Genomic DNA, 13596 nt, shown 5'->3' with positions numbered 1-13596 from the left:
ATGCGACTTAATTTAAGAATCATAATTCATATAATGGGGCTTCTGTTGTTATGCAATGGGGGCTTTATGCTTTTGGCGGCAGTGGTCAGTGGTATATACCAAGATGGCGCAACGTTAAGCATTGCACTTGCATCTATAACCACTATGTTCGTAGGGGTTTTTATGATGTACTATACTAGAGGTCATAAAAAAGAAGTAAAACAGAAAGAAGGCTATATTATCGTGACCTTTGGGTGGATTGTTATGTCCATTTCTGGGATGTTACCATATTTATTTTCAGGTGCATTGCCCACTGTAACTAACGCTTTTTTTGAAACTATATCCGGTTATACAACAACGGGTGCTTCTATTATGGATGATATAGAAGCAATGCCAGAAGGTATCTTGTTTTGGCGTAGCTTAACCCATTGGATTGGCGGTATGGGTATTATTGTTTTGGCGATTGCCATATTGCCCTTATTGGGAATCGGGGGAATGCAGTTGTTTTCTGCCGAAGCACCAGGACCTACGGGAGATAAATTGCACCCAAGAATTACCGATACGGCAAAACGACTATGGTTGATCTATTTTGGTTATACGGTTGCTGAAACTATTCTGCTTCAAGTTGCGGGGATGTCATTTTTTGATGCTATAAATCATGCAATGGCAACATTGTCCACTGGTGGTTTTTCAACCAAAAATGCGAGTGTGGCTTACTATAACGACCAGCCCATGATACAATATATCATCATATTCTTTATGTTTTTGGCAGGTAGTAACTTTGTATTAAGCTATTTTGCTTTCAAAGGAAAAGTACAAAAAGTAATACAAGATGAGGAGTTTAAATATTATTCCGGTTTTGTAATTGTATTTACCATCATAGTAGCATTGGTAGTTTATTTTCAGGCAAATATCACTGAGCTGACTCCTGGGTATCCTATGGTGTTGGGTAAGGCGGAAAGTGCATTCAGGCATTCCTTGTTTCAAATAATTTCGGTGATAACTACAACCGGATTCGTAAGTGCTGATTTTACGCAATGGACACCTTTCTTAACTGTGTTTTTCTTCGGATTGTTCTTCTTAGGAGGTTCGGCAGGATCAACAGCAGGTGGTATCAAAGTAATGCGTCACTTATTGATTATCAAAAATGGGGTATTGGAGTTTAAGCGAACATTGCATACAAATGCTATTATACCTGTACGATATAACAACAAGACCGTAAAGGAGAAAATAGTTTATAATATTATTGGGTTCTTTGTGCTATACATGCTGCTATTTATAATAGGGGCTTTGGTGTTAGGCTTTTTAGGGTTAGACTTTGAGTCTGCCATTGGTGGTGCGGCATCATCTTTAGGTAATGTTGGTCCTGCGTTGGGGAGTTTGAACCCTGTGAGCAATTTTAATAGTTTACCGGCTCTGGCAAAATGGTGGTGTGGATTTTTAATGTTGGCAGGTAGGTTAGAACTTTTTACGGTACTTATCTTATTGACACCATATTTCTGGAAAAGAACTTAAATAAACTAAAATGTTTCAAGCATAAAAAAGTCCCATCATTTGATGGGACTTTTTTTATGTTCTAAAAAGATGTTGAGGTTTATTTCAATGCTTCTTTTATTCTCGATATAGCTTCTTTAATTTCTTTTACTGATGCTGCGTAAGAAATACGAATACAGTTTCCGTTGCCAAAGGCGTCACCTGTTACGGTGGCTACGTTTGCAGCTTCTAATATGTACATTGAAAAATCTGAAGCGTTATTAATGGTAGTACCATTAAATGTTTTACCAAAATAAGCGGTTACATCTGGGTATACATAAAAAGCACCTTCAGGCTCATTACATTTAAAACCTTCAATTTCGTTCAACAGACCTAAAATTAATTTACGTCTTTCCTTAAATTCATCTACCATGTATTGGATACGGTCTGGTGATTCCTCTAAAGCGGTAATAACGGCACGCTGAGCAATACAGTTTGCACCACTTGTCACTTGACCTTGTAGCTTGTTTGTTGCACGTGCAATATATGCAGGGGCACCAATGTAACCAATACGCCATCCGGTCATTGCAAATGCTTTTGCAACCCCGTTTACGGTAACGGTACGATCATACATATCGTCAAACTCTGCCATTGAAGCATGTGCGGTAACACCATAATTAATATGCTCGTAAATTTCATCACTTACTACAATAATTTGAGGATGGTTCTTAAGAACATCCGCAAGTGCACGTAATTCCTCTTTGCTATAAATAGATCCGCTTGGGTTACAAGGGGAGCTATACCATAGCATTTTTGTTTTAGGTGTAATTGCTGTCTCTAACTGTTCAGGAGTCATTTTAAAATCGTTCTCTAAAGAAGTAGAAACTTCAACTGGTACACCATCTGCTAATTTTACAATATCGCTATAGCTAACCCAGTAAGGACATGGCAATATAACCTCGTCACCTGGATTCAAAATAACCTGGGCAACATTATATAGAGCCTGCTTTGCTCCTGTAGAGACTACAATTTGAGAAGGTTCATAGCTAAGGTTGTTATCTCTCTTGAATTTAGTGATAATTGCCTTTTTAAGCTCTACATAGCCATCAACGGGAGTATAGGAATTATAATCATCATTTACTGCTTGTATTGCAGCGTCCTTAATATAATCTGGAGTGTTGAAGTCCGGTTCCCCTAAACTCAAACCAATAATATCTTTTCCTTGTGCTCTTAATTCACGGGCCTTAGCGGCCATTTCCAAAGTAGCTGACGGTGTAACGCTGTTAATTCTGTCCGAAAGTTGATTGCTCATGGTTGCTTTAAATTTCTAGTATTGTAATGTAGGCTCCTTGCCTAATTCTTTTAAATGTTTAAAGTGCGAAATTATAGCTTTTCTAGTAGTTTTATACTCGTGATATGGTAAATTAAATTCTTGTGCCGTCTGTTTCACAATTTTCGAAATATTTGTGTAATGTACGTGGCTTATGTTAGGGAATATGTGGTGTTCAACTTGGTGATTTAAACCACCGGTAAACCAATTAACAATCTTGTTCTTAGTCCCAAAATTAACCGTGGTAAACAATTGGTGAATTGCCCAAGTATTTTTCATTGTACCGGATTCATCTGGTAAAGGAGTGTCTGCGTCATCTACAATATGTGCCAATTGAAAAACAACACTTAAGATTACCCCCGCAACATAATGCATTAAAAAGAATCCTATTAAAATCTTCCACCATGCGATGTCTAAAATCAACATTGGCAATACGATCCAAATAGTTATGTAAAGTAATTTTGTAATGATTAAGGTGCTCCAGTTCATAGTGGCGCTAGGCAATTTACCATAAGATAATTTGCGTTTCATATAACGGTACATCTGTTGAAAATCTGTTGTAATTGCCCAGTTGAACGTTAGTAGACCGTAAAGAAAAACAGAATAAAAGTGTTGAAATCTATGGTGTTTTTTCCATTCCGCATGTTTAGAAAAACGTAATATTCTGCCCGCTTCCATATCTTCATCATGTTCGTGAATGTTCGTATATGTATGGTGAAGTACATTGTGCTGTACTTGCCAATTATATACGTTACCAGCAAGAATGTAAATGCTGCTACCCATTAGTTTGTTAACCCACTTCTTATTGGAATAAGCGCCATGGTTACCGTCATGCATAACGTTCATGCCAACACCCGCCATACCAATACCCATAACAATGGTTAAAAGAATATTGGCCCAATTAGGTAGCCCTAAGGTCAGTATTAAAAAATAAGGAGCAAGAAAAAGCGCAAACATTACCACGGTTTTCAAGTGTAATTTCCAGTTGCCTGTTTTCTTTAATTTGTTCGTTTTAAAATAATCGTTAACTCTACTGTTCAAAGTTTTAAAAAACTTTGCAGAATCTGTTCTAGGGAAACGAATGATATTTTGTTCCATAATTCGGTAATCTTTTACTTAATATAATGTAATTGAATCTATAATAGTTTGATAGCTTAATTAAAAGCTAAATCTTTGCATTAGTGATAATACTAATAATATCTATTTACAAATATACGGATGACTGCTGAAATCATATTTGAAAATTTTCCCAATTTATCTGAACATCAGAAACAATTGTTTGAAAAACTAGAGGAATTATATAAAGATTGGAACCAGAAAATTAATGTGGTTTCAAGAAAAGATATAGATGAGCTCTACTTAAGGCATGTTTTGCATTCCTTAGGAATAGCAAAGTTTATAGAATTTAAGGATGGCTCATCTATACTTGATGTTGGAACAGGTGGTGGTTTTCCCGGTATACCATTAGCAATTTTATTTCCTGAAGTACACTTTACATTGGTGGATTCTATAGGAAAAAAAATAAAAGTTGTAAATGAGGTGGTTGATGGTCTACAATTAACAAATGTTACCACCATAAACGCTAGGGTAGAAGAGATACCTGGTAAATTCGATTTTATTGTCAGTAGAGCTGTGGCTGCTATGCCCACTTTTGTACATTGGATAAAAGGGAAAATTAAAAAGGAATCTAAACACCCTATTCGTAATGGGATATTGTATTTAAAAGGTGGTGATTTAAAGGAAGAATTAAAAGACTATAGAACGGCTGAAATTTATAATTTGACCGATTATTTTAAAGAAGATTTCTTTGAGACAAAGAAAATGGTCTATTTGCCGTTAAAGTATAAAGGGTAAGTCTTTTAAAGTAGAAAAGAACTGTAATAAGCTTTCTTGTATTTACGGGCAAACTCTTTTAAATAATTCCAAGTGTGAATCTGAATGCATGTAATGTGTAATCTAATACTATCGATAGTCATAAACAATTGATTTTAAGTGAGGTACAAATCTCGGGAAATTACCCTGAGTTTACAATTAATTAACGTTAAATTTACATTGATATTGTATTCGTTAGGTGTTAATGTTTCTTAATTAATATAAAATGCCCGTTAACTTTTTAGTTAACGGGCATTTTTTTAGGATTTATAAAAGCTTATTTACTCCATGGTGGTACCACATTATTACTTCTTGCATAGGCAATAAGTTGACCTTTGTGTTCTCCGTTATGCTCCATGATAGCTAATAGTCCGCCTAATTTGTTAGACTTCATAAAACCGAAATCAACTTCGTCGTTTAAAGTTCCATCTTCTACTTTAATGATATTTTCAAGAACGAATTCGTTTGATTTTTTAAGTGCTGCAATGATGTTTTCTTTTCCGGTGATTTTACCAAGATTCATAACATCAACATCTTCTGGTGGTGCAAATCCTAATTTAGAAGCTAAAAAATAATTACCACCCGCAACATGTAGCAAAGCTTCGCCCACGGAACTGATGCCTTCTGCTGGTCTCCAATCATATTTATCTTCAGGGAAAGCTTCGGCTAGTTGTATCACTTGAGATTGATTTCCAGCTAAAACTGCTTTAATCGTGGTTTGTGTTAGTTCTTCTTGTGCATAAGAAAAGCAGCCTGCAAATAAGACTACTACGAGTAATAACTTTTTCATAATTAGTGTGTTAAGGTTGTTAAAAGTAATTTGTAATACATGTAATTTAAGCTAAAAGTAGCGCTATATCAAAAAAAAGGCTGAATTTACATTCAGCCTTTAAAGTTGCTTTTTTTTATCCTAAAAACGGATACCTGTAATCTACAGGGGTAACAAAAGTCTCCTTGATCAATCTTGGAGAAACCCAACGTAAAAGGTTTTGAGCTGATCCAGCCTTATCATTTGTTCCAGATGCTCTTGCTCCACCAAATGGTTGTTGGCCAACAACGGCACCTGTAGGTTTGTCGTTAATATAGAAGTTACCTGCACAGTTTTGTAATGCTTTTGTAGCTTCGTCAATAGCATATCTATCTTGTGAAAGTACAGCGCCAGTAAGTGCGTACTCAGAAGTACCATCAATTAATTGTAATGTTTCGCTCCAATCTTTATCATCATAAACATAAATTGTAACTACAGGACCGAATAATTCAGTTTCCATAGTAGTGTATTTAGGATCTGTTGTTAAGATAACCGTTGGTTCAATAAAGTACCCTTTAGATTTGTCAAAAGAACCACCTGCATATATTTCGGCATTTTCATCTTCTTTAGCCTGCGTAATGTACTTTGCCAATTTGTCAAAAGAACCTTCGTGAATAACAGCGGTGATAAAGTTGCTCATATCTTCAGGCGAACCTGGTTTGTTGAAAGATGCAATATCCGCTTTAACAAATTCTAGAATCTCTTTAGAAGTAGATTTTGGTAAATATACTCTTGAGGCAGCACTACATTTTTGACCTTGAAATTCAAATGCACCTCTAGATATAGCCGTTGCTACTTGTTTAGTGTTAGCGGTAGGGTGTGCAAGAATAAAATCTTTACCACCAGTTTCACCAACTATTTTAGGGTATGTTTTGTAGGTGTGTATGTTGTTTCCTATCTGTTTCCAAAGTTCTTTAAAGACATGTGTTGAACCCGTAAAGTGTAGTCCGGCAAAGTCAGGGCTACTTAGTACAGTATCAGTAATCATAACAGGGTCGCCGTACACTACGTTTATAACTCCGTCAGGTAAACCTGCTTCTTTGAAAATATCAACAATAACTTTTGCTGAGAAAATTTGAGAATCACTTGGTTTCCATATCACAACGTTACCCATCATAGCAGCACTTGCAGGAAGGTTACCGGCTATAGCCGTAAAGTTAAATGGCGTAATAGCGTATACAAACCCTTCTAGTGGACGATATTCCACTCTGTTCCAAATACCTTCGGCAGAATCTGGCTGCTCGGCATAAATTTGAGACATGTATTCTACGTTAAAACGTAAAAAGTCAATTAACTCGCATGCGGCATCTATTTCCGCTTGGTGAATGTTTTTAGATTGTGCGATCATAGTGGCCGCGTTGATCTTTGCACGGTAAGGTCCGGCAATCAGCTCGGCTGCTTTTAAGAAAATTGCAGAACGCTGCTCCCAAGTTAAGTTTGCCCATGCATCTCTTGACGCTAAGCAATTATCAATGGCAGACTGTACATTTTCTTTGTTTGCGGTGTGGTAAGTACCAACAATGTGCTTGTGGTCGTGTGGTGGGGACATTGGCTTGGTGTTGCCAGTGCGTACCTCTTCAGAACCAATGTACATAGGTACATCTATCTTGTCGTTGAAATATGCTTTATATTGTTCCAAAACTGCTTCTCTTTCAGGAGATCCAGGAGCATAGCCTTTAATTGGTTCGTTAAATGCTGCAGGAACTTGAAAAAATCCTTTACCCATTGTCTAAATTTTTATATTAAAAAGTTAACCAAAGGTACTAAAAGGGTATTGGACTAAAAACTATTGGAGGTGTATTTGGATTTAGTTTAAAGCAAAAGGCGCGCTAAATTTGAAAGTAGGAATATAGACTCTAAATTTCTCCGCACTATCCATGGTAACCATGTTATAATGTCCTTTCATTGCGCCAATAGGCGAAGTAAGTAAACAACCAGAATTGTAAGTGTGAGATTCCCCTGGCTGAATTACTGGTTTCTTACCAATAACACCTTCACCGTCTAAAGTTTCCATATCATTTAGGGAGTCGTATATTTTCCAATGACGAGAGGTTAATTGTACGGCGTCTTTACTTTGGTTCTCAATAGTAATAGTGTACCCAAATGCATAATGCATTTTGTAGTTTTTGAAGAACGTGCCTTCAAAAGTAGTTTGAACCGAAATTTTTATGCCTTTAGTAACCTGTGTTATCATCATATTTAATATGTAAATACGCTTTGTGCTATTAATATGGTTATTGCTAATACCCCTAAGATAAAAAATATAGTGTTTAGGAAAAGATACTTTATAACCGTTTTAACTCTTCCTTGTTGATAGAAATTGCGCATTGCTTTGTAAAGGTAAATAGCGAATATTAAAATAAACAATCCTTCGCTACTAATATTGAACACTGCGTTGATCAAATTGCTAACAATGAGCAAGATAAATAATAATGACTGATTGTGAAAACTAAAGATTAAATGATCGGTATAAGTGTATTTTTTTCTGATATAGACCATCCATATGAAAAAAGAAAAGAACGGTAGAAAGAAAAACGTAGTGAATGGCAGTTTTGAAATTAAGGAGTTTACGAACGTCCCGGGTCTTTTTTCTATATCTACCAAACTATTGGCTAAATTAAAAGACATTTCATTTTCCCTGTTTTCAGGTATTTCAAATTTGGTTACACCTTGTTCAAAATAATAGATAGTGTCGTGTTTAATAATGGTATTGAAGAAGTCTATTTTTCCAAAAAATCTACGTGTTAATTCTTCGGTGTTTATTTCTTTAAAATATTTCTTCGGATTATTTAAAATGGTCGAATCTTTATCGCTGATTTCGTTTTTAAAAAACTTGTTCATTTTAAGCGAATCCATTTGAACTAAAGCTAATTGCCTTTCCTCTTCGCTGTCAAATTCAATTTTTTCAAACTCTTTGTTCAGGTCGAAAATTGGTTTTTGATTGTTGTAACCATACTTATTAAAAGATTCAAATTCGCTGTTGAAGCTAATAATCAAAAAATAAATAATAGATAAGCTTAATAGAAAGCGAAAAGGGTTGGTGTAAGTAAGGCGTTTGCCACTAATATATTCTCTTGTTATTTTACCTGGCCTTAGAAGTAAAGCGGTTAACGTTTTCCATAATTTAGAGTCGTAAGAGAAGTAATTTGCAAGAAATTCTTCAAAAAAATCTAAAAGAGTAAGTTTCTTTGTGCTGTTTGCTTGTGAGCAATTGGGACAGTACTTGTCACTTAATTCCAGCGGGTGACCACAATTTAGGCAGTCTACACCTCTGTATTTTAGTTCAAATCTTCCTTTGGGTTGAGTGGTTGGTTTGTTTTCCATAAATGATGAAAAACGTAAATATACAGCTAGTTGGTGATATTTCTAGAATTAGCAGATCCAATACCGATAATACTGTCGTACATGTCTCCAAAGTTTCGGTAATATACCAGTACCAAGTACGTGTTTTCGGTAAAATGAAAGTTCCCTCCAACGCCGTTTAATTTAATATTATCACCGCTTTTAACAGCGTATTTATAATTGTAAAATCCTTGTTTCATTTTTAAGGTAGCCTCTAACATCCCATTTTTTTCATTGTAGACCATCTTATTTTCATTGGTTAATGCATAGTTGTTGAATTTCCCAAAAATATAAACATCATCAAGGGCTATGAATTCAGTGTAGGGTAGGCTAAAATAAACATTGGTGTATTCAGCTTCTCTAGAGGCATTATCACCCTGTAAGGTTCTAACGACAAAATCACCATTAATGTCAGGAAAATAGGTGTAAGGTTTGTCGTTTCTGAAATTGTCAGAAAACAAGTAATGGTTGTAAAGGTCGGTCAGGTCAATACTTGATATTTGTGAGCTTGGTGCTCTAAGGTCACTAGTGTCAAAAAGTAGATATTCGTTACCACCATAAAAAGCAGTTTCTTGGTCGTATTTATAAACTAGTTCATTTCCCATGGTATATTGTGGTGCAATATCGGTAATGGCCGTTGGCCAATAATGATTTTGAAGAATGGCTACTTTTACTTCTTTCTTTGGGTTTATTAATCTTAACGAGCCAGAAGTAATACTGAATTGAACCACTTGTTTTTCATTGATAAAATTAAAATCTCTAGAACGTTTTACTTCCGTAGCTACAGAAACAATGTCTTTGTAAACTACAAACCTTCTTGAAAACTGCAGTTCGTTGTAGCTGTTGTAAATTTCTATTAAATAATTACCGCTAACTTTTAGTCTAACATTATCATTGGGTATAGTCAGTTGATAATTAGAATATGACTGTAAAGTGCTATAACTGTTTTCGTAATCTGTGATGCGTTGGTTGTCCACACCATCAATATATTGAGATTTCAATAGGGAAGAAGGTGTCCAGTCATAATCGCAATGTATTACCTTATAATAGTAGTCTTGCTCATTGGCTAAAATGTCATCGAACTCAAGATAAATAGGTTCTCCTATTTTAATTACGGGAAATTGATCTTCAGTAGGTCCTTTGAAAACAATGGATTTTATGTTTTCTGGCGGATTTATCTCTGTCTGAACTTGTGCAACTAAATTTTGTAAAAATAATAGACAAATAAAATGTTTGAAGAAAATGCGCATTATACCCCGTTTTTTTAAGTAAAGGTAAACAAAAAGGGTGCCTAAAAAATATACCTCGTTCTATTGTCTAATTTATGGGACAATAATTATGAAAACGAACTTTTTGTACTTAAATTTGCTCAAATTTTGATAACCTAAAGGTCTAAACGCACATGTCAAAAGACATTCGAATTAAGAAAGGGCTCAACATTAACTTGGTGGGCGCCGCAGAACAGACTACTTCAAAAGCTGTTTTAAGTAATGTTTACGCAATACAGTTAAGTGATTTTCACGGAATTACTCCAAAAATGATGGTAAAACAAGGTGCCGAGGTAAAAGCGGGAGAACCTTTGTTTTATAACAAGAACATGGAAAACATGCTTTTTGTTTCTCCTGTAAGTGGTGAGCTTATAGAGATTGAAAGAGGGGATAGAAGACGTATTTTGACCTTAAAGATATTGGCGGATAAAACTCAAGAATCGTTTTCAGGTTCAGCATTAGATGTTGAAAAGGCATCTAAAGAAGAGTTGAAGGAAGTTTTGTTGAAAAGTGGCTGTTGGCCATTTATTAAGCAAAGACCTTATGATGTAGTTGCTAATCCTGATACTACGCCGAAATCAATTTTTATTTCCGGTTATTCAAGTGGACCTTTACAGGCAGATTTGGATTATGTTTTGCAGGGTAAGGAAAAAGAATTGCAAACGGCAATTACTGCTTTGGGTAAGTTGACACCCGGTAAGGTTCATGTATCCGTAGGTTCAGGTAAATCACCGTTATCCTCAATGAATGGTGTTGAACTGCATAATGTTTCTGGACCACATCCTTCAGGTTTGGTTGGAACACAGATTAATAAACTAGATCCTATTAATAAAGGAGAATTGGTTTGGACAGTAACACCTCAAGATTTAATTATTATAGGTGAATATTTATTGACAGGTAAATTCAATGCGGAGCGTACAATAGCTCTTGCAGGTTCATCGGTTAAGGCACCTAAATATTATACAACTAAAATAGGAGCGGAGATTTCTACGTTTTTGTATGCTAGTGGTGTAAACGAAGAAAATTTTAGAGTTATAAACGGAGATGTGCTTACGGGGTCTAAAAGTAAGCCAGACGGTTATTTGGGATACTATAATAATACGGTAACGGTAATTCCGGAAGGAGACGATTATGAGTTGTTTGGATGGAATAAACCGGTTTTCAATAAGATTTCGGCAACCAGGGCATTGACTTTCTCTTGGATGCAACCAAATAAAAAATATGATTTAGATACCAATACCAATGGTGAGCATAGGGCTTTCGTGGTAACGGGACAATATGAAAAAGTTTTTCCGATGGATATTTTTCCAATGCAGCTTTTAAAGGCTTGTATGGTTAAGGATTTGGATGAAATGGAGCAATTAGGTTTGTATGAAGTAGCTCCAGAAGATTTTTCGTTAACTGAGTTTATATGTATTTCTAAACAACCACACCAGAAGATTATTCGTGAGGGGTTAGATTTATTGCAAAAAGAAATAGGATAAGAAATGAGTTTAAAAAGCAAATTACACGAACTTAAACTGAAGTATCAGGGTAAGAAAATGGCTCCTGCCTTTAATGCCTTTCATACTTTTTTGTTTTCGCCAGATGAGACTACTCATGCAGGTGGTACACATGTTAAATCTGCAGATGATTTAAAGCGTACAATGAACACGGTAATAATGGCACTAGTACCAGTGTTGATATTTTCTATGTTCAATGCAGGTTATCAACACTATTCTGCTATTAATGGTTTTCCGGCAGATTTTTCTTTAATGAACGATTTCCTTACTTGGGATAATTTCTGGATCGGAATAATCAAGGTATTGCCACTAGTAGTGGTTTCTTACGCAGTTGGTCTTATCGTGGAATTTATTTTTGCGGTAATTAAAGGACACGAAGTTGAGGAAGGATATTTGGTTACCGGTATGTTAGTGCCGTTAATAGTTCCTATTGATACTCCACTTTGGATGTTATCCGTTGCTGTGGTATTCGGTGTAGTTATAGGTAAAGAAGTATTTGGAGGAACGGGGATGAATATTCTTAATCCGGCATTAACAATTAGAGCATTCTTGTTCTTTGCTTATCCGACATGGATGAGTGGTGATAAGGTTTGGGTTTACGGAGCACGTGAACGTTCAGAAGAAATATTAGCTGGCGCAAACGTCGATGCGATATCCGGTGAAACTATTTTAGGATATTTGGCTCAGAATAAAGGAGCTGAAATGACCTATTCTGTTTCAGATATGTTTTTCGGTTTTATACCAGGTTCAGTAGGTGAAACATCGACATTTCTTATTCTATTAGGAGGTTTGTTTTTGATATTTACAAAAATTGCTAGCTGGAGAATAATGCTAAGTGCTGTTATAGGTTCATTGGTAATGGGCTTAATATTCAACCAAGTTGTTGATTTAGGTTGGGTTGGCGAATCAAGTAAGTTTTATGGTTTAATGAGTTTCGATTTCTGGAAACATTTAATTGTAGGTGGTTTGGCATTTGGTATCGTTTATATGGCTACCGATCCTGTAACTGGTTCACAAACAAATAAGGGGAAATGGTATTATGGTTTCTTTATAGGGTTTATCTCTGTGATGATTCGTGTATTCAACCCAGCGTACCCAGAAGGAGTTTTCTTGGCTATCCTTTTAATGAACGTATTTGCACCAACAATTGATCATTATGTTGTTAGGGGTAATATTAAGAGAAGAATGAACAGATTAAAAAATGCAACTATCTATCCAAAAGATTCAGATGGTAAGGCAGAAGAACTTAAAGCTGAAACAGTTTAATTATGGCACTAAAGACAGATAGTAACGTTTATACAGTAGTTTTTGCTGCTGTTATGGTTGTGGTAGTTGGGTCAATACTTGCGTTTTTGGCTTCATTTTTAAGTCCTAACATCAAAGAGAATGAACGTTTTGAGAAGCAGCAAAACATTCTTTACGCTATGGGTGTTAATGAAAATGGAGATGATACGGGTAGTGTTAACTTCATTCCAACAGATGTTGTTGAAAATGAGTTTGCTAGTTACGTCAAAGAGCAATTGGTTATACAGGGTGATAAAATCACTGAGGACAATGAAGCTTATTTGATTGATTTAAAAAAGCAATTAGCTGCCATGAAAAAGGGTGAGGATTATAAATTACCTGTATTCATTGGAGAAAAAGATGGTGAGAAGTTCTATATCGTTCCTATGTACGGTAAAGGTCTTTGGGATGCTATTTGGGGTTTTATCGCCTTAGATGATACAATGACTGTTCAAGGTGTATATTTTGATCACAAAGGGGAAACTCCAGGTCTTGGTGCTAACATTAAAATGCGTTATTTCATGGACGATTTTAAAGGGGAAACCATTCTTGATGGTGCCAAATATGCTGGTATCTCTGTTGCTAAGGGTAACAATGATCCATTGAACAAAACAAAAGATGATAATGAAGTAGATGCCTTAGCTGGTGCTACCATTACCGGTAACGGTGTTTCAGCTATGATCAGCGAAACTGTCAAATTATACAAACCTTATTTAGAAACAATTAGAGTAAAGTAAT

12 protein-coding genes are annotated in these 13596 nt (G+C 35.6%); 5 read left to right on the top strand and 7 right to left on the bottom strand.

Annotated elements, in window-relative coordinates:
• Positions 1–1494: a TrkH family potassium uptake protein gene (locus UH1x_RS04060; protein WP_482625274.1), complete on the top strand. Its 1494-nt coding sequence runs from the start codon at positions 1–3 to the stop codon at positions 1492–1494.
• A 79-nt stretch (positions 1495–1573) separates the two neighbouring features.
• On the opposite strand, the gene UH1x_RS04055 is transcribed toward UH1x_RS04060, so the two are convergent.
• Together UH1x_RS04055 and UH1x_RS04050 are read right to left on the bottom strand one after the other, a co-directional pair.
• Positions 1574–2764 (bottom strand): pyridoxal phosphate-dependent aminotransferase, encoded by a 1191-nt coding sequence (locus UH1x_RS04055; protein WP_482625272.1) that lies wholly within the window; start codon positions 2762–2764, stop codon positions 1574–1576.
• A gap of 15 nt (positions 2765–2779) precedes the next feature.
• On the bottom strand, positions 2780–3880 hold the full coding sequence (locus UH1x_RS04050) for a fatty acid desaturase family protein (protein ID WP_348351188.1): 1101 nt from the start codon (positions 3878–3880) through the stop codon (positions 2780–2782).
• 120 nt (positions 3881–4000) lie between these two features.
• On the opposite strand from UH1x_RS04050, the gene rsmG reads away from it, so the two are divergent.
• Entirely contained in the window at positions 4001–4636 is a 636-nt protein-coding gene (gene rsmG, locus UH1x_RS04045) for a 16S rRNA (guanine(527)-N(7))-methyltransferase RsmG (protein WP_482625270.1), read from the top strand.
• A 295-nt stretch (positions 4637–4931) separates the two neighbouring features.
• On the opposite strand, the gene UH1x_RS04040 is transcribed toward rsmG, so the two are convergent.
• The 5 genes from UH1x_RS04040 to UH1x_RS04020 form a co-directional block, all read right to left on the bottom strand.
• Positions 4932–5444 carry a DinB family protein gene (locus UH1x_RS04040; protein WP_482625268.1) on the bottom strand — a complete coding sequence of 171 codons (513 nt, stop codon included), beginning with the start codon at positions 5442–5444 and terminating at the stop codon, positions 4932–4934.
• Positions 5445–5559: 115 nt separating this feature from the next.
• A complete protein-coding gene (gene pruA, locus UH1x_RS04035; protein WP_482625267.1) occupies positions 5560–7188 on the bottom strand; it encodes an L-glutamate gamma-semialdehyde dehydrogenase in 1629 nt (542 codons plus the stop codon).
• A gap of 81 nt (positions 7189–7269) precedes the next feature.
• A complete protein-coding gene (gene apaG, locus UH1x_RS04030; RefSeq protein ID WP_482626484.1) occupies positions 7270–7656 on the bottom strand; it encodes a Co2+/Mg2+ efflux protein ApaG in 387 nt (128 codons plus the stop codon).
• A gap of 5 nt (positions 7657–7661) precedes the next feature.
• The gene (locus UH1x_RS04025; protein ID WP_482625266.1) at positions 7662–8786 is read right to left on the bottom strand and encodes a DUF3667 domain-containing protein; all 1125 of its coding nucleotides are present in this window, start codon (positions 8784–8786) and stop codon (positions 7662–7664) included.
• Between the two features lie 26 nt (positions 8787–8812).
• Complete coding sequence (locus tag UH1x_RS04020) at positions 8813–10054, bottom strand: type IX secretion system plug protein (protein ID WP_482625264.1); 1242 nt, start codon at positions 10052–10054, stop codon at positions 8813–8815.
• A gap of 152 nt (positions 10055–10206) precedes the next feature.
• Here UH1x_RS04020 and UH1x_RS04015 point away from each other — a divergent pair, with 152 nt between their 5' ends.
• From UH1x_RS04015 to UH1x_RS04005, 3 genes are read left to right on the top strand one after another with little or no spacing between them, the layout of a single operon-like run.
• Complete coding sequence (locus tag UH1x_RS04015) at positions 10207–11556, top strand: Na(+)-translocating NADH-quinone reductase subunit A (RefSeq protein ID WP_482625263.1); 1350 nt, start codon at positions 10207–10209, stop codon at positions 11554–11556.
• A 3-nt stretch (positions 11557–11559) separates the two neighbouring features.
• Positions 11560–12840, top strand: a complete 1281-nt coding sequence (locus UH1x_RS04010) for an NADH:ubiquinone reductase (Na(+)-transporting) subunit B (RefSeq protein ID WP_482625262.1) — start codon at positions 11560–11562, stop codon at positions 12838–12840.
• 2 nt (positions 12841–12842) lie between these two features.
• On the top strand, positions 12843–13595 hold the full coding sequence (locus UH1x_RS04005) for a Na(+)-translocating NADH-quinone reductase subunit C (RefSeq protein WP_482625261.1): 753 nt from the start codon (positions 12843–12845) through the stop codon (positions 13593–13595).
• Position 13596: the final 1 nt, after the last annotated feature.

Source organism: Maribacter sp. UH1, from assembly GCF_056839145.1.
This window is presented reverse-complemented; position numbering and strand designations above follow the sequence as displayed.